Annotated in this window: 36 protein-coding genes; 7 read left to right on the forward strand and 29 right to left on the reverse strand. The window is 44.2% G+C overall.

All coding sequences use genetic code 11. The features are described from left to right. Nucleotides 1-5: 5 nt before the first annotated feature. Nucleotides 6-1,982 carry a heme lyase CcmF/NrfE family subunit gene (locus FM038_RS23865; RefSeq protein ID WP_142873482.1) on the reverse strand — a complete coding sequence of 659 codons (1,977 nt, stop codon included), beginning with the start codon at nt 1,980-1,982 and terminating at the stop codon, nt 6-8. Nucleotides 1,983-2,402: 420 nt separating this feature from the next. Between FM038_RS23865 and ccmI the strand changes: the two genes are divergently transcribed. Then, nucleotides 2,403-3,650, forward strand: coding sequence for a c-type cytochrome biogenesis protein CcmI (ccmI, locus tag FM038_RS23870; RefSeq protein WP_142873481.1), 1,248 nt, complete (start codon nt 2,403-2,405; stop codon nt 3,648-3,650). A 219-nt stretch (nt 3,651-3,869) separates the two neighbouring features. On the opposite strand, the gene FM038_RS23875 is transcribed toward ccmI, so the two are convergent. Next, entirely contained in the window at nt 3,870-4,163 is a 294-nt protein-coding gene (locus tag FM038_RS23875) for a c-type cytochrome (protein ID WP_142873480.1), read from the reverse strand. Nucleotides 4,164-4,541: 378 nt separating this feature from the next. On the opposite strand from FM038_RS23875, the gene ccmA reads away from it, so the two are divergent. From ccmA to FM038_RS23905, 6 genes are all read left to right on the forward strand, one after another. Further along, nucleotides 4,542-5,177, forward strand: coding sequence for a cytochrome c biogenesis heme-transporting ATPase CcmA (ccmA, locus tag FM038_RS23880; RefSeq protein ID WP_142873479.1), 636 nt, complete (start codon nt 4,542-4,544; stop codon nt 5,175-5,177). Nucleotides 5,178-5,187: 10 nt separating this feature from the next. Then, the gene (gene ccmB, locus FM038_RS23885; protein WP_142873478.1) at nt 5,188-5,874 is read left to right on the forward strand and encodes a heme exporter protein CcmB; all 687 of its coding nucleotides are present in this window, start codon (nt 5,188-5,190) and stop codon (nt 5,872-5,874) included. Nucleotide 5,875: 1 nt separating this feature from the next. Further along, complete coding sequence (locus FM038_RS23890; protein WP_142873477.1) at nt 5,876-6,622, forward strand: heme ABC transporter permease; 747 nt, start codon at nt 5,876-5,878, stop codon at nt 6,620-6,622. Beyond that, entirely contained in the window at nt 6,622-6,822 is a 201-nt protein-coding gene (gene ccmD / locus FM038_RS23895) for a heme exporter protein CcmD (protein WP_142873476.1), read from the forward strand. The genes FM038_RS23890 and ccmD overlap by 1 nt, the downstream gene beginning before the upstream one ends. Continuing rightward, nucleotides 6,819-7,304 (forward strand): cytochrome c maturation protein CcmE, encoded by a 486-nt coding sequence (gene ccmE / locus FM038_RS23900; protein WP_142873475.1) that lies wholly within the window; start codon nt 6,819-6,821, stop codon nt 7,302-7,304. The genes ccmD and ccmE overlap by 4 nt, the downstream gene beginning before the upstream one ends. A gap of 109 nt (nt 7,305-7,413) precedes the next feature. Beyond that, nucleotides 7,414-8,400, forward strand: a complete 987-nt coding sequence (locus FM038_RS23905; protein ID WP_142873474.1) for an ABC transporter substrate-binding protein — start codon at nt 7,414-7,416, stop codon at nt 8,398-8,400. Nucleotides 8,401-8,457: 57 nt separating this feature from the next. Here FM038_RS23905 and FM038_RS23910 read toward each other — a convergent pair whose 3' ends face one another. From FM038_RS23910 to rplB, 27 genes are all read right to left on the reverse strand, one after another. Next, the gene (locus tag FM038_RS23910) at nt 8,458-9,819 is read right to left on the reverse strand and encodes a nucleobase:cation symporter-2 family protein (protein ID WP_142873473.1); all 1,362 of its coding nucleotides are present in this window, start codon (nt 9,817-9,819) and stop codon (nt 8,458-8,460) included. A gap of 131 nt (nt 9,820-9,950) precedes the next feature. Then, nucleotides 9,951-10,433: a (2Fe-2S)-binding protein gene (locus FM038_RS23915; protein WP_142873472.1), complete on the reverse strand. Its 483-nt coding sequence runs from the start codon at nt 10,431-10,433 to the stop codon at nt 9,951-9,953. Next, complete coding sequence (locus tag FM038_RS23920; protein WP_142873471.1) at nt 10,420-13,653, reverse strand: molybdopterin cofactor-binding domain-containing protein; 3,234 nt, start codon at nt 13,651-13,653, stop codon at nt 10,420-10,422. The genes FM038_RS23915 and FM038_RS23920 overlap by 14 nt, the downstream gene beginning before the upstream one ends. A gap of 402 nt (nt 13,654-14,055) precedes the next feature. Then, nucleotides 14,056-14,454, reverse strand: a complete 399-nt coding sequence (rplQ, locus tag FM038_RS23925; protein ID WP_142873470.1) for a 50S ribosomal protein L17 — start codon at nt 14,452-14,454, stop codon at nt 14,056-14,058. 40 nt (nt 14,455-14,494) lie between these two features. Beyond that, nucleotides 14,495-15,484, reverse strand: a complete 990-nt coding sequence (locus tag FM038_RS23930) for a DNA-directed RNA polymerase subunit alpha (protein WP_142873469.1) — start codon at nt 15,482-15,484, stop codon at nt 14,495-14,497. Nucleotides 15,485-15,508: 24 nt separating this feature from the next. Further along, a complete protein-coding gene (gene rpsD / locus FM038_RS23935) occupies nt 15,509-16,129 on the reverse strand; it encodes a 30S ribosomal protein S4 (protein ID WP_142873468.1) in 621 nt (206 codons plus the stop codon). Nucleotides 16,130-16,164: 35 nt separating this feature from the next. Further along, nucleotides 16,165-16,557, reverse strand: a complete 393-nt coding sequence (gene rpsK, locus FM038_RS23940) for a 30S ribosomal protein S11 (RefSeq protein WP_012327241.1) — start codon at nt 16,555-16,557, stop codon at nt 16,165-16,167. Between the two features lie 14 nt (nt 16,558-16,571). Next, the gene (rpsM, locus tag FM038_RS23945) at nt 16,572-16,928 is read right to left on the reverse strand and encodes a 30S ribosomal protein S13 (protein WP_077750933.1); all 357 of its coding nucleotides are present in this window, start codon (nt 16,926-16,928) and stop codon (nt 16,572-16,574) included. Nucleotides 16,929-17,041: 113 nt separating this feature from the next. Then, a complete protein-coding gene (rpmJ, locus tag FM038_RS23950; RefSeq protein WP_126523259.1) occupies nt 17,042-17,155 on the reverse strand; it encodes a 50S ribosomal protein L36 in 114 nt (37 codons plus the stop codon). Nucleotides 17,156-17,178: 23 nt separating this feature from the next. Next, entirely contained in the window at nt 17,179-18,519 is a 1,341-nt protein-coding gene (gene secY, locus FM038_RS23955) for a preprotein translocase subunit SecY (protein WP_142873467.1), read from the reverse strand. Nucleotides 18,520-18,526: 7 nt separating this feature from the next. After that, nucleotides 18,527-18,961, reverse strand: coding sequence for a 50S ribosomal protein L15 (gene rplO, locus FM038_RS23960; protein WP_142873466.1), 435 nt, complete (start codon nt 18,959-18,961; stop codon nt 18,527-18,529). A gap of 2 nt (nt 18,962-18,963) precedes the next feature. Further along, complete coding sequence (gene rpmD / locus FM038_RS23965; protein ID WP_142873465.1) at nt 18,964-19,146, reverse strand: 50S ribosomal protein L30; 183 nt, start codon at nt 19,144-19,146, stop codon at nt 18,964-18,966. A gap of 6 nt (nt 19,147-19,152) precedes the next feature. Beyond that, the gene (gene rpsE / locus FM038_RS23970) at nt 19,153-19,656 is read right to left on the reverse strand and encodes a 30S ribosomal protein S5 (protein WP_142873464.1); all 504 of its coding nucleotides are present in this window, start codon (nt 19,654-19,656) and stop codon (nt 19,153-19,155) included. Nucleotides 19,657-19,668: 12 nt separating this feature from the next. Further along, nucleotides 19,669-20,019 (reverse strand): 50S ribosomal protein L18, encoded by a 351-nt coding sequence (gene rplR / locus FM038_RS23975; protein WP_126523264.1) that lies wholly within the window; start codon nt 20,017-20,019, stop codon nt 19,669-19,671. A 10-nt stretch (nt 20,020-20,029) separates the two neighbouring features. Then, nucleotides 20,030-20,560, reverse strand: a complete 531-nt coding sequence (gene rplF, locus FM038_RS23980; protein WP_142873463.1) for a 50S ribosomal protein L6 — start codon at nt 20,558-20,560, stop codon at nt 20,030-20,032. A 10-nt stretch (nt 20,561-20,570) separates the two neighbouring features. Continuing rightward, nucleotides 20,571-20,963 (reverse strand): 30S ribosomal protein S8, encoded by a 393-nt coding sequence (rpsH, locus tag FM038_RS23985; RefSeq protein ID WP_142873462.1) that lies wholly within the window; start codon nt 20,961-20,963, stop codon nt 20,571-20,573. 24 nt (nt 20,964-20,987) lie between these two features. Then, nucleotides 20,988-21,293: a 30S ribosomal protein S14 gene (gene rpsN / locus FM038_RS23990; RefSeq protein WP_142873461.1), complete on the reverse strand. Its 306-nt coding sequence runs from the start codon at nt 21,291-21,293 to the stop codon at nt 20,988-20,990. 10 nt (nt 21,294-21,303) lie between these two features. After that, nucleotides 21,304-21,843 (reverse strand): 50S ribosomal protein L5, encoded by a 540-nt coding sequence (gene rplE / locus FM038_RS23995; RefSeq protein ID WP_142873460.1) that lies wholly within the window; start codon nt 21,841-21,843, stop codon nt 21,304-21,306. Nucleotides 21,844-21,855: 12 nt separating this feature from the next. Continuing rightward, nucleotides 21,856-22,170: a 50S ribosomal protein L24 gene (gene rplX / locus FM038_RS24000; RefSeq protein ID WP_142873459.1), complete on the reverse strand. Its 315-nt coding sequence runs from the start codon at nt 22,168-22,170 to the stop codon at nt 21,856-21,858. 10 nt (nt 22,171-22,180) lie between these two features. Continuing rightward, the gene (gene rplN, locus FM038_RS24005; protein WP_012144640.1) at nt 22,181-22,549 is read right to left on the reverse strand and encodes a 50S ribosomal protein L14; all 369 of its coding nucleotides are present in this window, start codon (nt 22,547-22,549) and stop codon (nt 22,181-22,183) included. 177 nt (nt 22,550-22,726) lie between these two features. Further along, complete coding sequence (gene rpsQ / locus FM038_RS24010; protein ID WP_142873458.1) at nt 22,727-22,975, reverse strand: 30S ribosomal protein S17; 249 nt, start codon at nt 22,973-22,975, stop codon at nt 22,727-22,729. Further along, nucleotides 22,975-23,166: a 50S ribosomal protein L29 gene (gene rpmC / locus FM038_RS24015; protein ID WP_005503550.1), complete on the reverse strand. Its 192-nt coding sequence runs from the start codon at nt 23,164-23,166 to the stop codon at nt 22,975-22,977. Before rpmC ends, rpsQ begins: the two co-directional genes overlap by 1 nt. Then, complete coding sequence (gene rplP, locus FM038_RS24020) at nt 23,166-23,576, reverse strand: 50S ribosomal protein L16 (protein ID WP_013053414.1); 411 nt, start codon at nt 23,574-23,576, stop codon at nt 23,166-23,168. The genes rpmC and rplP overlap by 1 nt, the downstream gene beginning before the upstream one ends. Before the next feature lie 11 nt (nt 23,577-23,587). Then, nucleotides 23,588-24,277, reverse strand: coding sequence for a 30S ribosomal protein S3 (rpsC, locus tag FM038_RS24025; protein WP_077750923.1), 690 nt, complete (start codon nt 24,275-24,277; stop codon nt 23,588-23,590). 9 nt (nt 24,278-24,286) lie between these two features. Continuing rightward, nucleotides 24,287-24,619 carry a 50S ribosomal protein L22 gene (gene rplV, locus FM038_RS24030; RefSeq protein ID WP_142873457.1) on the reverse strand — a complete coding sequence of 111 codons (333 nt, stop codon included), beginning with the start codon at nt 24,617-24,619 and terminating at the stop codon, nt 24,287-24,289. Between the two features lie 15 nt (nt 24,620-24,634). Further along, the gene (rpsS, locus tag FM038_RS24035) at nt 24,635-24,913 is read right to left on the reverse strand and encodes a 30S ribosomal protein S19 (protein ID WP_006083596.1); all 279 of its coding nucleotides are present in this window, start codon (nt 24,911-24,913) and stop codon (nt 24,635-24,637) included. An 11-nt stretch (nt 24,914-24,924) separates the two neighbouring features. Beyond that, nucleotides 24,925-25,752 (reverse strand): 50S ribosomal protein L2, encoded by an 828-nt coding sequence (gene rplB, locus FM038_RS24040; RefSeq protein WP_142873456.1) that lies wholly within the window; start codon nt 25,750-25,752, stop codon nt 24,925-24,927. Nucleotides 25,753-25,760 lie beyond the last annotated feature (8 nt).

Raw genomic sequence — 25,760 nt, forward strand, 5'->3', positions numbered from 1 at the left:
GCCAATTAAGCCGTAGCCAATTTTGCTTTATCTGTGTCTTTAGATTTCTCTGTCACTTTCTTTGTACGGTAGCGCTTATCCGATGCAGCAAAGAAACCACCGACCATCATAAAGATACTTCCGAACCATAACCAGCGAACAAATGGCTTGTAGTTAAGACGCACAGCAAACTGTGTTCGACTCAGTGGATCACCCATGGTGACATAAAGATCACGGAACAGTCCCCAATCGATACCCGCCTCAGTCATATCCATAGTACGCACATTGTACTGACGACGATCCGGCTTCAACATAGTGACATATTCACCGTTATAGGTAACTTCAATCTGACCCTGTTGAGCCGTGTAGTTAGGACCAACAACATTTAGTGTTTCAATGTAGTTGAATTTATAGCCTGCTAACTCTTGACTAATACCCGGTCCCATACGGACACTCTTTTCCAATGAGTAATTAGAAACCATAGTGCCGCCAACAACAGATACTGCGATACCTAAGTGAGCAATGAGCATACCCATTTCGCTGCGACCCAGCCGGGCAAGACTCAAACCACCATCTTTATCTTTTATAAGATCATAGCCGGCTCTGAATGTTGTTAGGGTCACCCATGAAGCTGCACCAATACCCAACATAACCCAGATATTAAACTGACCATCGACTAAGAAAGGCGTCGCAACACCAACGATAGATGCCACAATAGCAGGAATAATGAGCTTAGCTTTTAACACACCTGGCTTAGACTTTTTCCAGCGTATGTTTGGACCAACACCCATAAATACAAATAGTACAAGAATGATTGGTACGAAGACTGCGTTAAAGTATGGAGGTCCTACAGATATCTTACCCATATTCAGGGCATCAATAAGTAAAGGATAAAGCGTACCCAGTAGCACAGTTCCACAAGCTACAGTCAATAGAATATTACAGACCAGTAGCATGGTCTCTCTTGACAGTAAATTGAAACGCGCCGGGCTCTTCATCTGACTGGCTCTGAATGCAAACAGAGTCAAGGAACCACCGACAGCTATACCCAATAGAAGCAGAATAAACATGCCTCGGCTAGGATCTGCAGCAAATGAGTGAACCGAAGTCAACACACCTGAGCGTACGATAAAGGTACCTAGCAAGCTTAATGAGAACGCAGTGATAGATAACAGAACGGTCCAGTTTCTAAAGGCCGCTCGTTTCTCAGTAACAATAACAGAGTGAAGTAATGCCGTGCCGATTAACCATGGCATAAATGAAGCATTTTCTACTGGGTCCCAGAACCACCATCCGCCCCAGCCAAGCTCATAATAAGCCCACCACGAACCTAATGAGATACCACCGGTGAGAAATACCCAAGCCGCTAATGTCCAAGGACGGCTCCAACGTGCCCAAGCAGAATCAAGACTACCACCCATTAGTGCAGCGATTGCAAATGCAAAACTAACAGCAAAGCCAACATAACCTAAATAAAGCATAGGAGGATGAAAAATGAGTCCCACATCCTGAAGCATTGGGTTAAGGTCACGCCCTTCCATCGGTACCGGGAATAGACGTTCAAATGGACTTGAAGTCAAGATCATGAATAAGGTGAAGCCTATGATGATCAGTGCCAACACGGCAAGTACCCGAGCGACAAACACCTCTTCAATCGACTTACTGAAGTAAGCTACTGCCGCAGCCCATGCTGATAGTGCGAAGACCCAAAACAGTAGTGAACCTTCATGACCCCCCCATACCGCAGCAATTTTGAAGAAAATAGGCAGTTGTGAGTTAGAGTGATGGGCTACGTATGCTATCGAGAAATCATCAATAGCAAAACTATAACCAAGCACAACAACAGATAAGAAGATAAAGAAAAACATGCCATAACTTAATGGCCAAGCATATCTAACTAGATATTGGTCTTTACGAGCAACACCAATTAAAGGAACACTGGCTAACAGGAAGGCAAATGCCAAACCTATAATCAGTGATAGGTGTCCTAATTCTGGGATCATGGGGTTTCCTCAGTCCTATAGATTAATTGTATAAGCTTACGCTTAATTCAATCACTCAACATCCTTAAGCAAACAATAAATTAGCTGCTGAAGGTTTAAAATTTGAGTCATTTTAGTATTTGCTATTGTATCTGTCTGCTTCTTTCGCACAAATATGGGTTATTTGTCTCATTCTTAGTTCATTTATTACAAGAGATACAGTTGTTAAATACAACAGATTCTATGCTCTGACCCTTAGATGAATCTTAAGTTTCAGCCATTTTTCAAAAATAGAATCGAACTGTGAACCAGCACTCAACTATTACTTTTTACCGAACTCAACACCTTATATTACTGTTCAATGAATAATCTTTACGTATAATCCTATTCCTAGCCCAGCGGTGTATCCGCTTTTCTTGTAACTAATGTGAAAAAGAAATAATGACCACTCTCTGGATTTTTATTGCGCTTTTTGTGTTAGTCAGCCTAGTGCTGATTTGGTTTCCTCATTTCCGTCAACAAAAGATGCTTAAAACGGAAGAAGCAGGTGTTCGCAGACAAACGAACCTTGAGCTGTTTAACGCCCGTCTAGCTTTTTTAGAAAAAGAGCTGGATGAAGAGCTACTCGATCAAGTCGAGTTCGATGCTCTCAAAAAAGAATTAGAGATAAGCTTGTTACAAGATATGAAACAAGGTGAAGATGAATCTCTTATCAACAAGGTAAAGCCGAAAGGTTTGATGTGGCCTGTATTAATGTCAGTCGTTATCATAGGCATTTCTGGTTACTTCTACAGTACCCTTGGCGCCTACGCTAAATTAGACCAGCCAGTAAAAGCGAGTCAGCATGATGGTATGAATGCAGACCAAATAATGCAACAGCGTCTACAAATGATGGAAGCGCAAGTTAAAGCGGAACCTGAAAATAGTCAATTGCTGTTTAGCCTTGGCCATATGTACATTTCAGCAAGCCAATACAATGACGCTATTAAAACATTCGATCAAGCAATGGTACTAGTTGGAACCCATGCTGAATTGCTAGGACCTAAAGCAACGGCAATGTACTACAGAGCCAACCAACAGATGACACCAGCAGTTGAAGCTATTATAGAGCAATCTTTGGCACTTGATGCAGAAGACCCATCAACGCTATTGCTTGTGGGTATGGATGCATTCTTTACTGCGGACTATAACGTAGCGATCGATGCTTGGCAGGCCATTCTCGATAGCGAGAGAAAAGATGTTGATCGTAGTGCTATTATCAATGCAATTGATAGCGCAAAAATGAGAATGCAAACTGAAACAGGCGAAATGCCTGATGATGCAGCGCATGCAAATGTAGAAGCTACGACTAAAAGCGTTAGCGTTGAAGTATCTGTATCTGATGAGCTAGCTAAGCAAGTAGGCAGTTCTGATATGCTGTTCATCTTTGCTCGCAATACCGAAGGACCCAAGGTCCCTTTAGCCGCAGTCAAAATTTCGGCTAAATCACTACCTACAACAATTACCTTAGATGACTCGACCTCTATGGGTGGCGATGTAAAACTCAGCAGCGCTAAGAATGTTGAGATAATTGCAGTTCTCTCTAAGCATGGCAGCGTAAAGCCTCAAGCAGGCGACCTTCAGGGTCGACTTGCTATGGTTAAAGTCGGTGGTTCTGCTCAGTTGGTTATTGATACTCAAGTAAAGTAATCGGTTAGCAACGCGAAACTAAAGGTCTGCATTTGCAGGCCTTTTTTATTGGCTGATAATCAATGAAGAGCAATAGGTGCTAATACCATTCCGAATATTCAGCGGGAAAATAGAGAGGATTCGACACTGGGCTACACAGTCGAAGATAAGAATTTCAGACATAAAAAAACCGGCTATATACCGGTTGTTTTTATGCCCAATGAAGGAGCAAGATAAAGATTACTTAGACATAAAGTCGATCGCATTCTTATAATCTTCATCAGTACAATCAGTACACATTCCACCTGGTGGCATTGCGCCTTTACCAGTTTTAACTGTACCGACTAATATGTCCATACCTTGTGCTATACGGGGCTCCCAAGCAGCAGCATCGTGTGCTTTTGGAGCGCCAGCGACACCCATGCTGTGGCATACTTGACATGCCTTGTCATATACAGCCTTACCATCTTGTGCAAATACGTTTGCAGACAAAGTCAAAGCAGCGACTGCAGTCATAGCTATCAGTTTTTTCATGTTCGATGTTCCTAATGCAAATTCTAACAAAGCTCAATGCCGCCTTTCCTCTGACAATGTAGAGTAGGCAGACTATTTTTATAGCTGCATTAGAATACATCAAACTTCAATAAAACTCACCTTTTTGTGATTTCAGTCAAAGCTTGCAGATTATAAGCACAACTTACAGCCTAAATTCGATATTATATTAGCAGTTGTTAAAAGAGCTTTTATTAAAAATGAAAAAGTTCCAATATTTTGTTAAAAGCTTTCAAATATTGGAAGCACATCAAATTGCTGACACATAGCCTCAAGCATTACTAAACCCTTAAAAAGGATTGTGTTAAGATCCCTTGTGTTTATTAATGGCTTGATATAGAGGACTCAGTGGTAGAAGAAATGACAAAGACCCTAATCTCAGCCAATGATCTGACCTGCATACGTGAAGAGCGCATCTTGTTCGATGAACTCAATTTTGAGATCTCTGCCGGTGAAATCGTTCAAATTGAAGGCCCAAACGGATCAGGTAAAACCAGCTTATTACGCATTCTTGCTGGCCTATCTCGCCCCTATGCTGGCGATGTACATTACAAAAATGAAGACATAAATCGCTGTAGAGATGAATATAATGATGACCTTCTCTATATAGGCCATCTTGCAGGTGTTAAATCTGAGTTAACCGCAGAAGAAAATCTTAACTTCAATTTAAGAATTAGTGGTTATGATGATTTCGATACACGTGACATCCTTGCAAAAGTTAATTTGGCCGGTTTTGAAGAGGCTTTAGCAGGTCACCTATCCGCTGGTCAGCATAGACGCACCGCTCTTGCGCGTTTATGGCACACTAAGTGTAAAATTTGGCTTTTAGATGAGCCCTTCACTGCTATCGATAAGAAAGGCGTTGAGGAGTTAGAGCTACTCTTCCTTGCTCACTCTAAACGTGGCGGCTGCGTAATCTTAACGACACACCAAGATATGGGCATTATCGGCGACGATATCCTGCGTAAAATCAGCCTTGAATATCGCTTTGTATAAAGGTTCAAAAATGAAAAAAGGCATTAGTTTTAGACAAGCATTTTTTACACTATTAAAGCGTGATCTACAGATAGCAATTCGTCATAAAGGCGACATATTCAATCCGCTACTGTTTTTCATCCTAGTGGTAACCCTATTTCCATTGGCAATTGGCCCGGAACCAAAAATATTATCAAGAGTTGCTCCTGGTATTATCTGGGTTGCAGCTTTACTTGCTTCAATGCTCTCATTAGAGAGATTATTTAAAGCAGACTATAACGATGGTAGCTTGGAGCAAATGTTACTCAGTCCACAGCCTTTACCTCTAATGGTATTAGCTAAAGTGTTAGCTCACTGGATATTGACTGGCGTTCCATTGATTCTAGTTGCACCACTTTTAGCCGTGTTACTTCATTTAGACGATAATAGTTATGGTGCGCTAATGGCGACACTAGCTCTTGGCACCCCCGTATTAAGCTTATTAGGCGGCATAGGTGTTGCGTTGACGGTCGGCTTACATAAAGGTGGGGTATTACTAAGCCTGCTGATCTTACCCTTATATATTCCAGTACTCATATTTGCAACAACGGCAATCGATGCGGCTGGTTTAAATTTACCTTATAGCGGTCAACTCGCAATTATCGGTGCGATGCTGGTCGGTTCATTAATCTTGGCACCTTTTGCTATTGGTGCTTCATTAAGAGTGAGTACAAACTAATATGTGGAAATGGCTACATAGCTACGCAGACCCAGAGCGTGCGTATAATCTATCTGGTAAACTTCTTCCTTGGTTCGCAATGCTTGCCATAAGCCTTGTTGGTATCGGTTCAGTGTGGGGATTAGCATTCGCACCAACAGATTATCAGCAAGGTGAAAGCTACCGTATCATCTTTATTCACGTCCCTGCTGCATCCATGTCAATGGCTGCCTATATGGGAATGGCGACCTCTGCTTTTATTGGTCTTGTATGGCAAATTAAATCTGCCGACTGGGCTGCCGCCGCAATTGCTCCAATAGGCGCTGTAATTACCTTTATCGCCTTAATTACTGGTGCAACTTGGGGTAAGCCGATGTGGGGCACTTGGTGGGTCTGGGATGCACGCCTTACAGCAGAACTAGTGCTACTATTCCTTTATCTAGGTGTTATAGCTCTTTATGCATCTTTTGAAGATAAGGTCCTAGCTGCAAGAGCTGCAGGGATTTTAGCTATTGTAGGTGTCATTAACATCCCGATTATCAAATACTCTGTAGAGTGGTGGAGCTCACTGCATCAGCCATCTACTATTAAAATCACAGAAAAATCGGCAATGCCGACTGAGATGCTCTATCCGTTACTGATAAATATTCTTGGTTTCGGCGTAATGATTGGCGCTATCACCTTAGTCAGATTTAGAGCAGAAATTTTGGCTCGTAACAGTATGCGACCTTGGGTTCGTACTCTAGCTAAAGCCCAGGGAGTTAAATAATGCAATTTGATTCGTTCAGTGATTTTATTAACATGGGTGGCTATGCATTTTATGTATGGCTGGCGTACGGTGTAACATTTGCATCATTGGGAATACTGGTCATTCACAGCATGGGACAGAAACGAAAAGTGCTGACTGAAATAGCCAAGAAAATACAGCGTGAAGAACGCCTAAAAGAGAATCGGAGTAATAAATCGTGAATGCCAGACGTAAAAAAAGATTAGCTTTAGTAGTCGCATTAATTGGCGGCGTAGCAGCGATTGCATCGCTTTTGCTGTATGCATTGAATTCAAACCTTAACCTCTTTTACACGCCAACTGAAATAGTACATGGCAAAAAAGATACCGGCGTCTTGCCTGAAGTCGGTCAGCGTATCCGTGTCGGCGGAATGGTAACCATAGGCTCTATGGTTCGTGATCCTGACAGCTTACATGTTGAGTTTGCCGTTCATGATTCATTGGGTGGTGAGGTCATAGTCACTTATGACGATCTGCTTCCTGATCTTTTCCGTGAAGGCCAAGGTATCGTCGCTCAAGGTGTACTGATCGAAGGTGGCAAGTTGCAGGCAACTGAAGTACTTGCTAAGCATGATGAAAACTATATGCCTCCAGAAGTTGCCGAAGCTATGGGACAAACCCATGAGAAGCTAGACTACAACACAGAGCAGAAAAGCGGTTACTAAATTTTGTTACTTTTAAAAGGCCTCATTTGAGGCCTTTTTTATGCCCATAAAACACCGTTCCAGCGCAATTAAGCTATAACTAAGGAAAGCCCAACAGAGACTGATCTAGATGCGTAGTGTCTCACTCCTATTGCTCTTGCTGCACATATGCACTTCATATTGTCAGGCAGGCTCAATACTGATCATAGAAAGCTACCATCAAGAATATCCATGGGATGTAAATTTCAATCAGGGCATTCGCACGATTGTTAAAGATAAACTTGAGTTTCATCATGCATACATGAATACCAAGCGCCTTCCCACTGTCGAGTTTATTCAGCAGGCTGATTTAGCTTGGCAACAGTATCTGACGCTAAAACCGGATTTAGTCGTATTAGCAGATGATAATGCGATTAGATTACTCAGTTCGCGTTTTGCTAAGACAGAAATTCCAATTGTTTTTCTAGGCCTAAATAGTAATCCGCGTGATTATGATCTACACACATTTACAAACTTCACTGGAGTATTGGAGCGCCCACTATTTAAACGGTCAATATTACTGGTGAATCAGACACTAGCAAATCGAAAGGATAAAAAAGTATTGGTTCTTTTCGATAATAGCCGGACCTCTAAAGCCGCAGTTGAAAGCCTTATACAGCCAGAACAAGAGCAATTGCGATTAGGTAATACTCAGGTTAACCTTGAGCTATCCCTTTCTTACACTGCTTGGCAGCGAACCGTCTTAGCAGCTAAAGAGAAAGGATACGATGCAATCTATATTGGCTTGTACCACACCTTAGTAGACAAGCATGGAAGCAATACCTCACCCAGTGAAGTGATGACTTGGACTAACCGTAATTCACCTGTACCACACTTTGGATTCTGGGAATTTTCCATCGGTTCAAAGAGTAATATTGGCGGCTATGTGCTTGACGGCTTTGAACATGGGAAACTTGCTGGAGAACTTATCTTACAGATCCTTGCTGGAAAGGAACCTTCAGATCTCCCCTATATTTCTGATAAGCAAGGTCAGTACTTATTCAGCACCGCGGGTGTTGAAAAATGGAGCATAGTCATACCAAAGGAGATAAAGGCTAAAAGCATCTGGAAAGACTGAGGCAGATGCCTAAACTAGGCCAAGCATCTGCTATATATGGCTCTTGTCTTTTTGAGCTTATTTTCTTCCCCTATTAGGCAATAAACTCGACTTAGCCGTAACCTCTGGCTGCTCCTTCACCTCATCCGCTTCTTCTGATTTCGAACTTGGTAAAATTAGATTGAGTATCACAGCTGAAATAGTGCCTGTTGTAATACCTGAGTGGAATAACATCTTAAGATCTTCTGGGAAGTGCTGTAATAAATTAGGCTCCAAAGTCACCGCCATGCCCGATGCTAACCCCACGCAAACCACCAAGGCATTACGTCGAGAATCGGTCGCTTGCACTAGCATACGAATACCTGCGTAGGCAATCATACCAAACATAACAAAGCCAACCCCGCCTAATACGGGTTTAGGTACTGTTACAGCTAAAGCTGCGAACTTAGGAAAGAGGCCTGCTAAGATCAACAAAACACCAGAGATCCCTACAACAAACCGGCTCGCGACACCACTGATCCCAACAATACCCACGTTCTGGCTAAAGCTGGCTACTGGCATCGCAGTCATTAATGAGGCAAATGTACTACCTAAACCATCACCGAGCAGACCACGTTTAAGATCTTTTCCGGTAACCTCAGTATGACAGTTACTGCCTAGCGCCATAAAATCCCCCGTCGCTTCCGCCACCACAACAACATACACTAAACTCATAGTGATAATTGCCGGTATTGAAAAGGTCATGCCATATTTAAACGGTTCTGGCAGAGCAACCCAATGGGTATCAGATAGGGGCTGTAGATCCACCATACCGAGTGCAAGTGCCATTAAGTAACCTGCGGCAAGGCCTATTACAATGGAAGATGCGGCAATTGCACCTTTGCAACGTACGGAAACAAAAATAACCACAGCTAATGAAAAGAACGCTAGAAACACTTTCGGTAAGGAGGCAAAACTTGGGTCTCCTGCGGGAGCATCGCCAATCCAGCTCATCGCTACTGGGAGTATGGTTAAGCCGATTAAGGTCACCACGACACCACTCACTACACTAGGAAATAATTTTTTGACATAGTCCATATAGAAACTGGCAATAATAACCACAAACGACCCCACAAAAGCCGCCCCCATAATTCCGGCCATGCCTTCGGTCTTGCCTATACCTATTAAGGTTCCTAAAAATGCGAAACTAGCGCCCATCACCACAGGTAACCTAATACCTACAGGCCCGATACCAAAGCATTGCGCCATGGTGACTAAGCCTGAAACAAGTAGCGAAGCACTAATAAGAATAACTATTTCATTTGGAGGTAAGCCAATTGACCCTCCCACAATAAGAGGTACTGTGACTATGCCACCGATAGATGCCAGCATATGTTGAAGTGCAAGAAAAAAAGTGATCCCATAGGGGGGGCGTTCATTAAGCTTGTATAGCAATTTCATGTCAAAACCCTCAATCCAATTATTGAACCTCCTCCTCAAGACCTATATTCATATAGATATACTTGGTATTGAGAAGGTAGATGTTTTGCTGCTTATTAGTGCTCGATATTGTTAATGTTATATTTGCTGCATTACCCCTGCTTAATAACGGCTTTAATTGAATCAACAATGGGTTGATAGCCAGTACATCGACATACATTCCCCTCTAAGGCATCTAGTAACTCACCATCACTGGGTTGACTGTTTTGCTTTAGCAGTGCGGTAGCACTCACTAACACGCCAGGGGTACAGAAACCACACTGCACTCCGCCCTTTTCAATAAAGGACAGCTGTAATTGTTGGGCCAAAGGATCATCATCTAATCCCTCGATAGTCGTCACTTCTGTGTTATCACATTGCGCGGCCAGTACCATGCATGAGCATACGGCTCGCCCATCGAGCATCACAGTACACGCACCACACTCGCCAACTGAACAGCCCTCTTTAGTCCCAGTTAACAGCAAGTCATCCCGTAGTAGATCAAGCAGACGTAAGGAACCCTCGACCTTTATACGATGCGATATTCCATTAACAGACATAGCAATCTCTGTTTGCATAAGCTTATTCGTGTTCATGGTCATCTCCTGCTAGTTCTGTGACTATTTCTCGCATTACACTACGGAACATGTTGATAAATACCGGCTGCTTATATTGCGCTGACCAGCGTCCACCAATCGCAGTTTCAATCATGTCTAATAGCTGCCGTTCTGTTTCGGCGAGATTCTCTGCAGTTAATTGTCGCCCTAATAGGTAACGTTCTAATTCAACCAACCTGCGAGGGTGACTAAATAATGCGCCATCTGCGATTCTAATCAGGTCAACTTGATTTTTTTCATTAAGGCTTAGCACGCATGCCAAAGACAAACGGGATATGTTGACCGCATTTCTACGTCCTAACTGCCTATATTTATGTAAAGCATTGGGGATGTTATCGATAGGAAGAATAACCTTAGTGAGTAGCTCACCAGGCTTTATCAGTGTTTTGTAGCTGCCACAGATAAACTCACTTATAGGGAAACGTCTCGTTTCCGTAGCCGATTGAAGCTCAACCAAAGCGTTGTAAATCAATAAAGGCGGGATTGACTCTGCGCAAGGGGCTGCATTAATTAAATTACCGCCTATGGTTGCTCGATTACGTATCTGGTTTGAACCCACGGTCTTACAGGCTTCCCAGAATATCGGGAACGTCTCAGCAATAATGCCATTTTCGACGATCTCATTAAAATTGGCGCCACCACCGATAATCACTTGATCGTTAACAAGGGTGATCCCCTTTAGTTCAGCTAGTGCCGAAATATTGAGTAGATTATAGCTTTTGGTATGAAGTCGGCCCCTAACTAGAATGTCGGTGCCGCCAGCTAGAGGAATAAGACTCGCGTCAGCTAATGATGCGAGTGCTTCAGCTAAACTCCTTGGCGTAGTGACATTGGTATTAGACAGTCTATGGGTCTGCTTTTTTAGTGATGAGCTATCTAATAGCTCACTCTGCCTAGCAGGTTTCTTTAGGTTAAACCCTAAGGTTATCTGCTCAAGCGTCAGCGGTAGTTGATAGAAACGTTTATTCAATGCAAAACTAGCTGCATTATTGATCGCTGCCGCACCTAGCTCAGTACATGGCTCACCGATACTCTTGGCGCCAAATGGCCCACCATCATCACTGTTCTCAATAGAATGTATATTAATCCGAGGAATGTCTTTAATCGTCGGCAGTAAGTAGCTATCGAAGTTCTCTGACTTTAATTCGCCATAGGCAATGTTGTAATCTTCTAGTACGCCCAAGCCAAATGCCTGTGCGATGCCACCACTCACCTGCCCTTCAAAACCAACACGATTAATCACCTGGCCAACATCATGCACTGCAGTGACATCAACAAGTTCAAGCTTGCCAGTGTTAGTATCAACCTTTACTTCGATAACCTGACAGCCATAAACCCACGTAAAATAGGGGTTGCCGCTTCCAGACTCTTCATCCCAAGTAATGTCCGGTTGATCAAACCAGCCATAAGCCGCTAAATTCACACCTGCCCACTTAGTTTGATCTACCGCTTTAGCAAAGCTAATACATAACTCAGGCCGCTGACGGTTGCTTATCAACCCATTGCACCATGTTGTTTCATCGATATCGGTCACCTGAAGTGAATCGGCAATGACAGCGAAAATCCTTGACCTTATCGTCTCAGCCCCATCTTTTACCGCATTTCCACCCGTCATCGTTGCTCTAGATGCTACCGTAGGTCCACCATCAGAAATCATCGATGTATCAGGCTCAGTGAAAGTCACTGAGCCGACCGGAATACCAAACACTTCAGCAGCAATCAACGACATGGTTGCTTGAAGTCCCTGACCGTTTTCACAAACACCGGTGGAGATGCTAACACTGCCATCACTGTTAACAGAAACTAACGCCGATGAGGTATCCACCCCTTCAGCTCCCATAGAGCAACCACGGTAACTGAGCGCTAATCCAACGCCGTATTTGATCTCACTATTGAGGGTATTTAACTTTTGATATTGCTTAACTTTATTATCGTAATCTGATTCTAAGACTGCTTTTTCTAATACTTCGACAGCTGATACTTTATGGTTATCAAACTTTTGCCCTGTAATACTGACGCTGCCCTGTTTGAGCGCATTAATTTTTCTTACCTCAACGGCAGAGATATGACAATGCTCGGCTATCTCATCCATTAATGATTCATTGGCGTAAACAATTTGCGGCGAACCAAACCCGCGCATAGCGCCAGTATAGGTGTTATTGGTGTATACACCGGTTACGTCAACCCGGACGTGTTCTATCTCATAAGGGCCAGCTGCTTGCACTGCGGAGCGCCACGTGACAAACGGAGTACAAGCAGCATATGCCCCACTGTCGGCCAGTATATTGATTTGTATCGCTTGGATTTTACCATCGCTATTGAAGCCCACTTTGTAGGTCATCTCATAGGGGTGGCGTTTACTGGTTTCAACGATGGACTGCTCACGCGTGTAGTTAAACTGCACGGGTCGTCCTGTTAACTGAGCCATTAAAGCTACCCGGCAGGATAAGTGATCGATGCTGTCATCTTTGCCACCAAACGAGCCCCCCATTACGGCACGCTTAACGTTTACTTGAGCTTGATTAACGCCCAGGTAACTAGCCACAAATCCGCGGACTCGGTGAGGGTTCTGTATCGAACCTGTCACAACCATATTTGAGCTGGTGGGATCGATGTAAGCCGTTACAGATTCTGGTTCAATGTAAGCATGCTCTTGGAAGCCAATCTTGTATTGCCGTTCGATAATATGATCTGACTTTGCAAAGCCATGGATGAGATTACCTTTCGCCGTATGGTGGTGTGCAACCACATTTGATTCACTACCAGGTTGAATCAATCGAGCACCAGCGGAGAGTGCCTCTGTGATAGTGGATAACGGCTTATAAACTTCATACTCTACTTTGATCAGGTCACTGGCTTCACAAGCAGCTTCATATGACTCTGCAGCAACGATGGCAACCACATCCCCCATAAAACGAACTTCGTCTTTGATGATGGGAGGGTAGTCTCTAATTATGACACCGGCGAAAGGATCACCAGGAATATCATCGAAGTCTGCAATTCTAACCACGCCAGCTACATTGAGCGCTGCAGATAGGTCGATTGATTTGACTTTACCAGCAGGAATATCAACGTATCGGCACACACCATACAACATGCCTGGTAGTTTAATATCCTTACCATATTTTGCTCTGCCACTAACCTTAGCAAAACCATCTGCACGCTTTATCCCTTGTCCGATTTGATTAAAATTAACCATTCACACCATCCTTTTTGCTGCTTAAATATGGCTCGCTACCAAGTGAAGCGAACAACTACAGTCATTGGGTTTACTCGATGCGCATAACAGCTTTGAAATTTGTAGGATCAATCTCGATCTTGAGGAGCTTATAGATATACGCATGGCGGTAATGTAAGCAGGGAGTAGACCAATAAATAAACATATGGGAAATGAAACAGAGAAACGTGACAAACATCACTCAATCGATGCGATTCCAATGGATTAACAGCTGGGGAAGGAATGATAAAGACTGAATGAATTGATTGAGAAGCTTGATAATTCTCATATTGATAGCGCAATAGATCTCGACTATCAGTTTGATTGATTGCTAGACATAAAAAAGCCGGGCAGAAGCCCGGCTTTTTCTAAATGAAACCTTAATTACTCAGCAGCGTCTTCAACTTCAACAGCTTCAGTTGCTTCTGGGCGACCTACTAGTTCGATAAATGCCATAGGCGCTTTATCACCAGTACGTAGACCGCACTTAAGGATACGGGTGTAACCGCCAGGACGTTCCTGGTAGCGTGGACCCAATTCATTAAATAACTTACCTACGACTTCAGCGTCGCGAGTACGTGCAAATGCCAAACGGCGGTTTGCAACGCTATCACTCTTAGCAAGTGTTATCAGAGGTTCAACTACGCGACGCAGTTCTTTCGCTTTAGCTACAGTAGTCTTGATCACTTCGTGACGGACTAAAGAGCTTGCCATGTTACGAAACATAGCTTGGCGATGACTGCTGTTACGGTTTAGTTGACGACCACTCTTACGATGGCGCATGACCTAATCCTTATTACCTTATCTGTACAAAAATCGTGGTTTAAAGGTCGTCGACTAGGCTGGCTGGTGGCCAGTTTTCTAGACGCATTCCTAACGACAATCCGCGAGAAGCCAAAACATCCTTAATTTCAGTAAGAGATTTCTTACCTAGGTTAGGTGTCTTAAGCAGCTCAACTTCAGTGCGCTGTACCAGATCTCCGATATAGTGAATCGCTTCAGCCTTCAAACAGTTAGCTGAACGTACAGTTAGCTCTAAATCGTCCACAGGACGCAACAAAATCGGATCGAATTCCGGCTTTTCTTCTTTCTGCTCTGGCTCAGTAACATCACGAAGTTCAACAAATGCATCTAGCTGTTCAGCTAGAATTGTTGCAGAACGACGAATGGCTTCCTCAGGATCGATAGTACCGTTTGTGGTCATATCAATAACGAGTTTATCCAAGTCAGTACGCTGTTCAACACGTGCAGCTTCTACATTATAGGCTATACGAGCGACAGGTGAGAAAGAAGCATCAACCAACAAGCGACCAATAGGGCGATCATCGTCTTCGGTTTGTGCACGGGCTGAAGCCGGTACATAACCGCGACCACGCTCTACGCGGATACGCATGCTGATATCATTATTACCTGTCAAATGACAGATAATATGCTCAGGATTCATGATTGTAACATCACCATCATGGGTGATGTCTGCTGCAGTAACAGGGCCTGCGCCTGACTTACTTAACGTAAGCATAGCTTCATCTTTCCCTTCAACAACCACTGCTAAACCTTTAAGGTTTAGTATGATCTCCAGGATATCTTCTTGCACGCCTTCCTTGCTACTGTATTCATGCAGTACACCATCAATCTCTACTTCGGTTACCGCGCAGCCTGGCATAGACGACAATAAGATACGACGCAACGCGTTACCTAAAGTGTGACCAAAACCACGTTCAAGCGGCTCAAGTGTAACTTTGGCACGTGTTGGATTAACCTGCTCGATATCAACGAGACGCGGTCTAAGAAATTCTGTAACAGAACCCTGCATTGTGTCCTCTCTTTTGTGTTAACTTTACTTAGAGTAAAGTTCGACGATAAGCTGTTCGTTAATTTCCGCAGATAAATCACTACGCTCAGGTAGACGCTTGAAAGCACCTTCCATCTTAGTGTTATCAACTTCAACCCATGTCGGCTTTTCGCGTTGAGAAGAAACTTCTAAAGCAGCTACGATACGCGCTTGCTTCTTAGACTTCTCACGAATGCTAATTACATCATTCGCAGACACTTTGAATGATGGAATGTTAACAACGCTGCCGTTAACCAAAATTGACTTATGGCTAACTAGTTGACGAGATTCAGCGCGAGTAGCACCAAAACCCATACGGTATACAACGTTATCAAGACGGGTTTCTAAAAGAGTAAGTAGGTTTTCACCAGTATTACCTTTTTGACGTGCAGCGTCTTTGTAGTAATTACGGAACTGCTTTTCTAGCACACCATAAGTACGACGAACTTTTTGTTTCTCGCGTAGCTGAACACCATACTCAGACAAACGGGTCTTACGAGCGCCGTGTTGTCCAGGTGCAGTTTCAAGCTTACACTTCGAATCGATTGCTCTCACGCCGCTTTTTAGGAAAAGGTCTGTACCTTCTCTGCGGCTGAGCTTGAGCTTTGGACCCAAGTATCTTGCCATGTTCTTTCTCCAACTATCCTATTAAAAACGACGTGTTATACGCGACGTTTCTTAGGAGGACGACAACCATTATGAGGGATAGGCGTCACATCGGTAATGTTAGTTATCTTGTAACCAACCGAGTTTAGTGCGCGAATCGCTGATTCACGTCCTGGACCTGGACCCTTTACAAAAACTTCAAGGTTTTTAACACCGTAGTCCTGAGCAGCAACACCTGCACGCTCAGCAGCAACCTGTGCAGCAAAAGGGGTAGATTTACGTGAACCACGAAAACCTGAACCACCTGAAGTTGCCCAAGATAGTGCATTACCTTGACGATCAGTAATGGTAATAATTGTGTTGTTGAAAGACGCGTGGATATGCGCCATACCATCAGCAACCTGTTTACGTACACGCTTACGCGGAGAACGTGACGGACTTTTAGCCATATTGGATTACCCCGTTACTTTCTGATTGGTTTACGTGGACCTTTACGCGTACGCGCATTGGTCTTAGTACGTTGCCCACGAAGAGGCAGGCTACGACGGTGACGTATTCCACGGTAACAACCAAGGTCCATAAGACGCTTGATGTTCATGGAAACTTCACGACGCAAATCACCTTCTACAGTGTATTCGGCAACTGCTTCGCGTAGTGTATCAATTTGAGCTTCGCTCAATTCCTTGATCTTAGCTTCTTCAGCAATAGAAGTAGCCGCGCAGATTGCTCTAGCGCGAGTACGACCAATACCGAAGATTCCAGTCAATGCAATGACTGTATGCTTCTGATCAGGAATGTTAATGCCAGCGATACGGGCCACTATGCACTCCTAAATAGTTAATGGTTATCTGTGAAAAGCCCGGTAGGATACTCGACAGACAACAGTTTTGCAAATAAATTTTGTTCAGCCCGAACAGGGCTGAACAAATGTTTTTAGCCTTGACGCTGTTTGTGTTTAGGTTCAACACAAATCACGCGTACAACGCCACTACGTTTGACGATCTTGCAATTACGGCAGATCCTCTTCACGGAAGCTCGAACTTTCATATCATCACTCCGAGAAAACTGTCTTAGCGACCAAAGCGATCTAAGTTCGCTTTATTCACTAGGTTAGCTTTCTTCATTACAGACTCATACTGATGAGACATCATATGGGTCTGAACTTGAGCCATAAAGTCCATGATTACGACTACCATAATAAGTAGTGAAGTACCGCCAAAATAGAACTGTACTTTCCACGTAATTAACATGAACTCCGGAATTAAACAGATAAAGGTAATGTACAAAGCGCCTGCTAATGTCAAGCGAGTCATAACCTTATCAATGTAACGCGAAGTCTGTTCTCCAGGACGGATCCCGGGAATAAACGCACCACTTTTCTTCAAGTTATCAGCTGTTTCGCGTGGGTTAAACACCAACGCAGTATAGAAGAAACAGAAGAAAATGATCGCTGTTGCATACAATAATGAGTAGAGCGGTTGTCCCGGTGACACGGCAAGTGAAAAATCACTTAACCATGATAAAGACTCATTTTGACCAAACCACTGAGCCAGTGTGCCTGGAAACAAAATGATGCTCGACGCAAAAATTGGCGGAATCACACCTGCCATATTAACCTTGAGCGGTAGATGTGTGCTTTGCGCTGCAAAGACCTTACGGCCTTGCTGTCGCTTAGCGTAGTTAACAACGATTCGTCGCTGACCACGTTCCACAAATACAACAAAATAGGTTACAGCAAATACAATCACTGCAATCAACAATAGTACTAGTACGTTCAAGTCACCTTGACGCGCCTGCTCAGCCGTTTGGCCAATAGCAGATGGTAGACCAGCAACAATACCTGCGAAAATTAATATCGAGATACCATTACCAATGCCTCGCTCGGTAATCTGCTCACCTAGCCACATAAGGAACATAGTTCCTGTCACTAGACTCACAACTGCAACGAAGTAAAAACCAAATCCTAAGTTTACAACTAAACCTGGAACTAAGTTAGGTAGACCCGTTGCGATACCGATTGCCTGGAATGTACCCAGGACCAATGTGCCGTATCGTGTATATTGACTGATCTTCTTACGACCAGATTCGCCTTCCTTTTTCAGTTCGGCTAATGCTGGATGTACCACAGTCAATAGTTGCATTATAATCGATGCCGAAATATACGGCATGATACCTAATGCAAAGATAGAAGCACGTTCAAGGGCACCACCAGAGAACATGTTAAACATGCCTAAGATGGTATCCCTTTGCTGATTAAACAGCTCTGCTAATACAGCTGCGTCAATACCAGGAATTGGTACAAACGAACCGGCTCTAAAGACGATAATCGCACCAATCACGAACAGGAGGCGAGTCTTCAGTTCAGAAAATCCACCTTTCGCGCTTTTTAAATCAAGTCCTGGTTTTGCCATCGACGTATTATTCCTCGATCTTTCCGCCGGCAGCTTCAATAGCTGCACGTGCACCTTTGGTTACCTTGAGACCTTTTACGGTCACTGGGCGCTCAATGGTACCTGAAAGAACGATTTTAGCAAACTGTATGTTGCGAGTAACAAGATTCGCATCTTTCAGTGCATTCAAGTCGACAACATCACCGTTAACTTTAGCAAGTTCGCTAATGCGAACTTCTGCTGATACCAACGCTTTACGCGAGGTAAAACCAAACTTAGGTAGACGGATCTTAAGTGGCATTTGACCACCTTCGAAACCGATGCGAACGCCGCCACCAGAACGAGACTTCTGTCCCTTGTGACCGCGGCCACAAGTTTTACCAGTCCCAGAACCGATACCGCGACCTACACGTTTAGCTGCTGATTTAGAACCAGCTGCTGGAGATAGAGTATTTAAACGCATTATTAATCCTCCACCTTAACCATGTAGTAAACCTTGTTAACCATACCGCGAGTAGAAGGAGTATCTTCAACTTCAACAGTGTGGTTAATTCGGCGCAGACCTAGACCTAGTAAAGTTGCACGGTGCTTTGGTAAGCGACCGATTGAACTTTTAGTCTGAGTTACTTTAAAAGTTTTCTTAGCCATGGTGCATTAACCTCGAATTTCTTTAACATTCAGGCCACGCTTAGCTGCAATTTGTGATGGTGACTTCATGTGCACCAACGCATCTACAGTTGCGCGAACGATGTTAATCGGGTTAGTAGAACCGTATGCTTTCGACAGTACGTTATGAACGCCTGCTACTTCCAATACGGCACGCATTGCGCCACCGGCAATAATACCGGTACCGTCTGATGCAGGTTGCATGTAAACACGCGAACCAGTATGACGGCCCTTTACAGGGTGGTGCAGAGTACCATTGTTCAATTCAACAGTAACGATGTTGCGTCGAGCCTTTTCCATCGCTTTCTGAATTGCTGCTGGTACTTCACGCGCTTTACCATAGCCAAAGCCGACTTTACCGTTACCATCACCGACTACAGTTAGTGCAGTGAAGCTAAAGATACGTCCGCCTTTAACTACTTTTGAAACACGATTTACTGCAACTAATTTCTCTTGCAGGTCGTCTTTTTGCTGAGCTTCGAATTTAGCCATTTTCATCATTCCTTAGAACTTGAGGCCAGCTTCACGAGCGGCGTCTGCTAATGCAGCTACACGTCCATGATACTTGAAACCGGAACGATCGAATGCAACTACAGTTACGCCTTTTTCGATAGCTCGCTCAGCAACGGTTTTACCCACTACTTTAGCTGCATCAACGTTGCCTGTGTATTTTAGCTGCTCTGTTACCGCTTTCTCAGCAGTAGAAGCTGACGCCAAAACCTGTGAATCAGGACTAATTACCTGAGCATAGGTGTGACGTGGTGTACGATGTACAACCAGACGGTTAACGCCCAGCTCTTGGATCTTCTTACGGGCGCGTAGTGCGCGGCGTAAGCGAGATGTTTTCTTATCCATATCGCGTTACCTACTTCTTCTTAGCCTCTTTACGACGTACTTGCTCGTCGGAATAACGAACACCTTTACCTTTATAAGGCTCTGGTGGACGATATCCGCGAATCTCAGCTGCGACTTGACCAACTAACTGCTTATCAGTACCCGTAAGTACGATTTCAGTTTGTGAAGGACAAACAGCTGTTACGCCGTCTGGGAGTTCGTGTACTAGTGGATGTGAGAAACCTAAAGTCAAATCAACGCCTTTACCAGCGATTTTCGCACGGTAACCGACACCAATTAGAGTTAGTTTTTTCTCAAAACCAGCTGTAACACCAACAACCATATTGTTGATTAAAGCTCGAGCTGTACCTGCTTGAGCGTTATTTTTAACGCCTTCAACAGAACTACACTTGATTTCATTGTTGTCAATAACAACAATAACATCAGAGTTTATTACTCGAGTCAAACTACCTTTAGTACCTTTTACGGTGATAGTTTGTTCGTTTAAAGTCACTTCTACGCCTGCAGGAATAGCGACTGGTGCTTTTGCGACACGAGACATTGCTAGCTCCTTAAGCTACGTAGCAGATAACTTCCCCACCCATGCCATTTTGGCGGGCGGTACGATCAGTCATCAAACCTTTAGAAGTGGACACAATTGCGACACCCAGTCCGCCCATAACCCTTGGAAGTTCGTCTTTACCTTTGTAAATACGAAGACCAGGACGGCTAACGCGCTGGATAGTCTCAACGACTGGTTGACCTTGGAAATACTTAAGAGTGATTTCAAGGACAGGTTTGGCTTCATCTGCTACGGCGTAGTCAGTGATATAACCTTCTTCTTTAAGCGTTTGCGCGATGGCAACTTTTAGCTTATTAGAAGGCATAGATACTGATACGTGGTTAGCAGCTTGGCCATTACGAATACGGGTTAACATATCCGCTATAGGATCTTGCATGCTCATATTAGCTTACTCCGTGACACGTGCTTACCAGCTGGCCTTGCGTAGACCAGGAACTTCACCACGCATAGTTGCTTCACGTAATTTAATACGGCTAAGGCCGAATTTACGTAAATAACCATGTGGGCGACCAGTTTGACTACAGCGATTGCGCTGACGCGCTGCGCTAGAGTCACGTGGTAGAGCTTGTAACTTAAGAACTGCATCCCAACGATCTTCATCAGAAGTTGTTGGAGCGCTAATGATAGCCTTAAGAGCAAGTCGCTTTTCAGCGAACTTAGCCACGAGCTTGGCACGTTTTACTTCACGTGCTTTCATTGAACTTTTTGCCATTACGCTACCCTTATTTCTTGAATGGGAAGTTAAAGCCTTCAAGCAAAGCTCGGCCTTCTTCATCATTCTTCGCAGAAGTAGTGATCACAATATCCATTCCGCGGATCTTATCGATTTTGTCGTATTCGATCTCTGGAAAGATAATTTGCTCACGTACACCCATTGCGTAGTTACCACGGCCATCGAACGACTTAGCGCTCAAACCACGGAAATCACGAATACGCGGGATTGCGATATCAACTAAACGCTCTAAGAATTCCCACATACGCTCACCGCGCAATGTAACCTTACAGCCTATCGGGTAGCCATCACGGATTTTAAAACCAGCCACTGACTTACGAGCTACAGTCACTACTGGCTTTTGACCAGCGATAGCAGTCATGTCACGAAGCGCATGCTCCATAACTTTCTTATCTGCTACTGCTTCGCCAACACCCATGTTAAGGGTGATTTTCTCAATCCGAGGGACTTGCATGACACTGGTAAAACCAAACTTCTTAACAAGTTCAGCACTAACAGTCTCTTGATATTTATCATGCAGTTTCGCCATCGTTTACTCCAATTACTTAACGAGTTCACTGTTAGACTTAAAGAAACGAACTTTCTTACCGTCTTCTAGTCGGAAACCTACGCGATCAGCTTTGCCAGTGGCAGAGTTGAATAGCGCTACGTTTGATGCTTGTATCGGTGCTTCTTGCTCAATAATACCGCCAGCTACGCCCAATTGTGGGTTTGGCTTCTGGTGTTTCTTGACAAGGTTAAGACCTTCAACAATTAATTTACCAGTAGGAAGAACCTGAGAAACTTTTGCACGTTTCCCTTTATCTTTACCTGCTAGTACTATTACTTCGTCTTCACGACGGATTTTAGCTGCCATTTGAAGCTCCTTACAGTACTTCTGGTGCCAGAGAAACAATTTTCATAAATTGTTCGTTACGCAATTCGCGCGTCACTGGGCCAAAGATACGAGTACCAATCGGTGCATTGTTTGCGTTAAGCAAAACTGCTGCGTTCCGATCGAAGCGAATGACTGAACCGTCTGGACGACGAACGCCTTTCTTAGTACGAACTACAACCGCGCTATAAACATCACCTTTCTTCGCTTTACCGCGAGGAATAGCTTCTTTAACAGAAACCTTAATGATGTCGCCGATACCGGCATAACGACGGTGAGATCCACCTAAGACCTTAATACACTGAACTCTACGAGCGCCACTGTTGCAGGCAACATCTAGAGTAGATTGCATTTGGATCATTGTAAATGCTCCGCTAACGTTACTTCACATCCCTTATTGGGACTACTATTTCGCCACTTTTTGACTAACATTTAGTCTAAAAAGGCGCGCAAGTATAACATCCGAATTTAGGAATAGATAGTATTAAAATAAAAGCGGCTCCTTAAGAAGGAGCCGCTTAGCTAAACTTAATATAAATTAAGCTTGTGTCACTACTTCAACCAGGGTCCAAGACTTAGTCTTAGATAGAGGACGACATTCGCGAATAGTCACGACATCACCTTCATTACACTGATTTGTTTCGTCATGTGCATGGATCTTAGTAGTGCGCTTAAGGTACTTCCCATATAAAGGATGCTTAACCTTACGCTCAATAGCAACAGTGATAGACTTGTCCATCTTGTTGCTAAGTACACGACCCTGCAAAGTACGGATTTTATCAGACATTACGCACCCGCCTTAGAAGTAATAATGGTCTTAACGCGCGCTACATTGCGACGCACGATTTTCAGCTGATGAGTCTGAGTCAACTGACCAGTTGCGTGTTGCATGCGCAGATTAAACTGCTCACGCAGCAGACCAAGCAGTTCAGCGTTCAGTTCTTCAACGCTCTTTTCTGTTAGTTCGCTCGCTTTCATTACATCACCGACTTAGTTACGAAGGTCGTTTTAAGAGGCAGCTTGGAGGCAGCAAGAGCGAAAGCTTCACGAGCTAGCTCCTCTGAAACACCATCCATCTCATAAAGAACCTTACCTGGTTGAATCTGGCAAACCCAGTATTCAACGTTACCCTTACCTTTACCCATACGCACTTCAAGAGGCTTAGAGGTAATTGGCTTATCAGGGAAAACGCGGATCCAGATCTGACCTTGACGTTTAATGTGACGTGTCATAGCACGACGCGCAGCTTCAATCTGACGAGCAGTTAGACGACCACGTCCAACAGCTTTCAGACCGAAATCACCGAAGCTAACTTCAGTGCCGTTCGCTAGACCACGGTTGCGGCCCTTGAACATTTTGCGAAACTTAGTTCTTTTTGGTTGCAGCATTGCCAGCTCTCCTATTTACCGCGAGGCTTACGCTTCGGCTGCTGTTTCGGCTCTTCATGAGCAGGAACGATACCGTCTAGAACTTCACCTTTGAAGACCCAAACTTTAACGCCGATCACACCGTATTGGGTGTGACTTTCTGCAGTAGAATAGTCGATATCAGCACGAAGAGTATGTAGAGGTACGCGACCTTCACGATACCACTCAGAACGCGCGATTTCAGCGCCGCCTAGACGGCCACTAACTTCAACCTTGATACCTTTAGCACCAAGACGCATTGCATTTTGTACTGCGCGCTTCATAGCACGACGGAACATAACACGACGCTCTAGCTGCGAAGCGATGCCATCGGCAACAAGCTTAGCATCTAGCTCAGGCTTACGGATCTCAGCGATGTTAATTTGAGCTGGAATACCAGTCAGCTTAGCAACTGCGTTGCGTAGCTTCTCAACGTCTTCGCCTTTCTTACCAATCACAACACCTGGACGGGCAGTGTGAATAGTAACGCGAACACTCTTGGCTGGACGCTCGATAACTATCTTAGATACTGATGCTTGCTTAAGTTTCTTTTCTAGAAACTTACGCACTTCCCAGTCGCTGTTCAAGTTGCTGGCATAGTCTGACTTATCAGCGTACCAGGTCGAGATCCAAGGCTTAGTGATACCCAGACGGATACCATTAGGATGTACTTTCTGTCCCATTGCTAACTCCTAGCGATCTGACACAACCACTGTAATGTGGCTGGTGCGCTTGATTATACGATCAGCACGGCCTTTAGCACGTGGCATGATACGCTTCATAGTTGGACCTTCATCGATCATAATCGCTCCAACTCGTAATTCGTCAATGTCAGCACCTTCATTGTGCTCAGCATTAGCGATAGCAGAGTCCAGTACTTTTTTAACAAGTACTGCAGCTTTTTTAGAGCTGAAAGTTAGAATTTCGAGAGCCTTAGCAACAGGCAGTCCACGGATTTGATCTGCAACCAAACGACACTTTTGAGGCGACGTACGGGCAAAACGATGTTTAGCTAAAACTTCCATCTTATTCCTCCCGTATTAACGCTTCTTCGCTTTCTTATCTGCAGCATGGCCGCGATAAGTGCGAGTTGGTGAAAATTCACCAAGCTTGTGGCCGATCATTTCGTCAGTTACGAACACAGGTACGTGCTGACGACCATTATGGACAGCGATGGTCAACCCAATCATATTAGGGATGATCATAGAGCGACGAGACCAAGTCTTAATAGGCTTCTTGTCTCCCGCTTCCATCGCTTTCTCTACCTTCTTCAGCAAGTGTAGGTCAATGAATGGACCTTTCTTGAGAGAACGTGGCATGGCGAATCCTCTTACTTTTTATTGCGACGACGTACAATGTACTTGTCGGTGCGTTTATTACTACGAGTCTTATAACCCTTAGTTGGGACACCCGTTGGTGATACTGGATGACGGCCACCCGAAGTACGGCCTTCACCACCACCATGGGGATGATCTACTGGGTTCATTGCAACACCACGAACTGTTGGGCGTACGCCTCTCCAGCGCTTAGCACCTGCTTTGCCTAACTGGCGTAGCATATGCTCGGCATTACCAACTTCACCCAATGTCGCGCGGCAATCTACTGGTACTTTACGCATTTCGCCAGAGCGAAGACGTAGAGTAGCGTATTCGCCATCACGAGCTACAACTTGTACATAAGTACCTGCTGAACGAGCGATCTGAGCACCTTTACCAGGCTTCATCTCGACTGCGTGAACAACGCTACCAATAGGAATGTTGCGTAATGGTAGAGCGTTACCGCTCTTAATTTCTGCATCGATACCAGACTGAAGTTTATCTCCAGCTTGCATGCCTTTGGCTGCAAGGATATAACGACGCTCACCATCAGCATACAAAACTAGTGCGATGTTTGCTGTGCGGTTTGGATCATATTCCAAACGCTCAACTTTTGCAGGGATACCATCTTTATTGCGTTTGAAATCAATAAGACGGTAATGCTGCTTATGTCCACCACCAATGTGACGAACAGTGATACGACCGGTATTATTACGGCCACCACTTTTTGACTTCTTAGCCAACAAGCCTGCAAAAGGTTTGCCTTTATGCAGGTCATTGTTCACCACTTTAACTAAGTGGCGACGACCAGCAGAGGTAGGCTTACACTTAATAATTGCCATGATAATTC

It is taken from the genome of Shewanella eurypsychrophilus, from assembly GCF_007004545.3.
GTDB lineage: Bacteria > Pseudomonadota > Gammaproteobacteria > Enterobacterales > Shewanellaceae > Shewanella > Shewanella eurypsychrophilus.

Coding starts and splice junctions, on each gene's coding strand:
- FM038_RS23865 (WP_142873482.1), bottom strand. CDS start 1,982: ATGATCCCAGAATTAGGACACCTATCACTGATTATAGGTTTGGCATTT.
- rplF (WP_142873463.1), bottom strand. CDS start 20,560: ATGTCTCGTGTCGCAAAAGCACCAGTCGCTATTCCTGCAGGCGTAGAA.
- rplE (WP_142873460.1), bottom strand. CDS start 21,843: ATGGCGAAACTGCATGATAAATATCAAGAGACTGTTAGTGCTGAACTT.
- rpsC (WP_077750923.1), bottom strand. CDS start 24,277: ATGGGACAGAAAGTACATCCTAATGGTATCCGTCTGGGTATCACTAAG.
- FM038_RS23930 (WP_142873469.1), bottom strand. CDS start 15,484: ATGCAGGGTTCTGTTACAGAATTTCTTAGACCGCGTCTCGTTGATATC.
- rplQ (WP_142873470.1), bottom strand. CDS start 14,454: ATGCGCCATCGTAAGAGTGGTCGTCAACTAAACCGTAACAGCAGTCAT.
- rpmJ (WP_126523259.1), bottom strand. CDS start 17,155: ATGAAAGTTCGAGCTTCCGTGAAGAGGATCTGCCGTAATTGCAAGATC.
- ccmI (WP_142873481.1), top strand. CDS start 2,403: ATGACCACTCTCTGGATTTTTATTGCGCTTTTTGTGTTAGTCAGCCTA.
- FM038_RS23920 (WP_142873471.1), bottom strand. CDS start 13,653: ATGGTTAATTTTAATCAAATCGGACAAGGGATAAAGCGTGCAGATGGT.
- FM038_RS23915 (WP_142873472.1), bottom strand. CDS start 10,433: ATGAACACGAATAAGCTTATGCAAACAGAGATTGCTATGTCTGTTAAT.
- rpsE (WP_142873464.1), bottom strand. CDS start 19,656: ATGGCTAAATTCGAAGCTCAGCAAAAAGACGACCTGCAAGAGAAATTA.
- FM038_RS23905 (WP_142873474.1), top strand. CDS start 7,414: ATGCGTAGTGTCTCACTCCTATTGCTCTTGCTGCACATATGCACTTCA.
- rplV (WP_142873457.1), bottom strand. CDS start 24,619: ATGGAAGTTTTAGCTAAACATCGTTTTGCCCGTACGTCGCCTCAAAAG.
- ccmA (WP_142873479.1), top strand. CDS start 4,542: ATGACAAAGACCCTAATCTCAGCCAATGATCTGACCTGCATACGTGAA.
- rpsN (WP_142873461.1), bottom strand. CDS start 21,293: ATGGCAAAAAGTTCAATGAAAGCACGTGAAGTAAAACGTGCCAAGCTC.
- FM038_RS23910 (WP_142873473.1), bottom strand. CDS start 9,819: ATGAAATTGCTATACAAGCTTAATGAACGCCCCCCCTATGGGATCACT.
- rpsS (WP_006083596.1), bottom strand. CDS start 24,913: ATGCCACGTTCTCTCAAGAAAGGTCCATTCATTGACCTACACTTGCTG.
- FM038_RS23890 (WP_142873477.1), top strand. CDS start 5,876: ATGTGGAAATGGCTACATAGCTACGCAGACCCAGAGCGTGCGTATAAT.
- rpsQ (WP_142873458.1), bottom strand. CDS start 22,975: ATGTCTGATAAAATCCGTACTTTGCAGGGTCGTGTACTTAGCAACAAG.
- rpsH (WP_142873462.1), bottom strand. CDS start 20,963: ATGAGCATGCAAGATCCTATAGCGGATATGTTAACCCGTATTCGTAAT.
- rplX (WP_142873459.1), bottom strand. CDS start 22,170: ATGGCAGCTAAAATCCGTCGTGAAGACGAAGTAATAGTACTAGCAGGT.
- rplR (WP_126523264.1), bottom strand. CDS start 20,019: ATGGATAAGAAAACATCTCGCTTACGCCGCGCACTACGCGCCCGTAAG.
- rpsK (WP_012327241.1), bottom strand. CDS start 16,557: ATGGCTAAAAGTCCGTCACGTTCTCCGCGTAAGCGTGTACGTAAACAG.
- secY (WP_142873467.1), bottom strand. CDS start 18,519: ATGGCAAAACCAGGACTTGATTTAAAAAGCGCGAAAGGTGGATTTTCT.
- rpsD (WP_142873468.1), bottom strand. CDS start 16,129: ATGGCAAGATACTTGGGTCCAAAGCTCAAGCTCAGCCGCAGAGAAGGT.
- ccmB (WP_142873478.1), top strand. CDS start 5,188: ATGAAAAAAGGCATTAGTTTTAGACAAGCATTTTTTACACTATTAAAG.
- rplN (WP_012144640.1), bottom strand. CDS start 22,549: ATGATCCAAATGCAATCTACTCTAGATGTTGCCTGCAACAGTGGCGCT.
- FM038_RS23875 (WP_142873480.1), bottom strand. CDS start 4,163: ATGAAAAAACTGATAGCTATGACTGCAGTCGCTGCTTTGACTTTGTCT.
- rplO (WP_142873466.1), bottom strand. CDS start 18,961: ATGCGTTTAAATACTCTATCTCCAGCAGCTGGTTCTAAATCAGCAGCT.
- rpmD (WP_142873465.1), bottom strand. CDS start 19,146: ATGGCTAAGAAAACTTTTAAAGTAACTCAGACTAAAAGTTCAATCGGT.
- rpmC (WP_005503550.1), bottom strand. CDS start 23,166: ATGAAAGCGAGCGAACTAACAGAAAAGAGCGTTGAAGAACTGAACGCT.
- rplP (WP_013053414.1), bottom strand. CDS start 23,576: ATGCTGCAACCAAAAAGAACTAAGTTTCGCAAAATGTTCAAGGGCCGC.
- rplB (WP_142873456.1), bottom strand. CDS start 25,752: ATGGCAATTATTAAGTGTAAGCCTACCTCTGCTGGTCGTCGCCACTTA.
- ccmD (WP_142873476.1), top strand. CDS start 6,622: ATGCAATTTGATTCGTTCAGTGATTTTATTAACATGGGTGGCTATGCA.